The organism is Prevotella sp. P2-180, from assembly GCF_002251435.1.
In the GTDB taxonomy this organism is placed as follows: domain Bacteria; phylum Bacteroidota; class Bacteroidia; order Bacteroidales; family Bacteroidaceae; genus Prevotella.
The window spans coordinates 1-938 of the sequence record NZ_NPJI01000043.1; the positions used below are offsets into that span (position 1 = coordinate 1).

A 938-nucleotide genomic window follows, 5' to 3' on the forward strand; every position below is an offset into this window, starting at 1 on the left:
TCCGGCATGACAGATCCGATGTCAGAGGCTGGTCGCTCAAACAACTTCCAAAACTTGCCATTATGACTACGATAGCTTACAAAACCCATGTCCTGCAGCGCTTTACCGACCTGCACTGGCGACAGGCTTACCTGGCCGCCGAAGCTGGCGACGATGTCGGAGGCGGTGAGATAAACGGCCTTCTCGTTTTCGCTGGGCTTGCGGTAGCGGGTGACGATGAGTTCGCGTGCAAGGTTTGGGGTCTCATAGGCGCAGTTGCGTCGGGACAGGGTCGAGTAGAGCGAGGGAGTTTCACCCTCACCCTATCACAGAACCGTGCGTGAAAGTCTTCCCTCACACGGCTCTTCACACTCTATGCTTTGTGCATATACTTCTTTCATCATATCCTCCTCTTTGTTTAAGAGTTGTATAATTCCAGTTGCTTGAGTGTGTCACCCCCTTCGTTCCATGTCCATTACAGACACTTCAACGCTACTACGGGGCAATCCGCCACAGAAGCGGACTTCGGTACATTTTCTGCCTTGTTCGTCACTTTCGGCATTTCCCTTGGCATTCCGACTTCTGCTTCCCACGTTCCGCCAACAAGCCTGTATTACTGTCCTGCCACCTCTATGCCGCATGCCGCAATGCCATAGACAGGTTATTGCATTGCTTGTCGCCAGAACTGTCCGACACTGACTTTTGACATGACTTGAAAACACGATTAACGACACCTCATCGAGTGGTTCACTTGCGTTCAGCTCAGTAATACGTACCTCTCTGCAACGCTCACCACCGCAACGTTTACGACTGCAGCAGCTTGCAGAGGGTTTGATGCCAGTGCCTGCACACCGACACCGAGAGACCTTCTCTCATCTCATTGGCAGTTACGGCTACATCTTATATGGAAGGTAGCCAACCCTTTATATATAGATGTGCGCCTCGTGGCACACGGACAG

The 938-nt window shown here is 51.9% G+C and carries 2 protein-coding genes; one reads left to right on the top strand and one right to left on the bottom strand.

Annotated elements, in window-relative coordinates; translation table 11 throughout:
* On the top strand, positions 1–323 hold a 323-nt coding region (locus CIK98_RS18510; protein ID WP_216358964.1), incomplete at its 5' end, for a hypothetical protein.
* 108 nt (positions 324–431) lie between these two features.
* On the opposite strand, the gene CIK98_RS17630 is transcribed toward CIK98_RS18510, so the two are convergent.
* Positions 432–620, bottom strand: a complete 189-nt coding sequence (locus CIK98_RS17630) for a hypothetical protein (RefSeq protein ID WP_141210462.1) — start codon at positions 618–620, stop codon at positions 432–434.
* Positions 621–938: the final 318 nt, after the last annotated feature.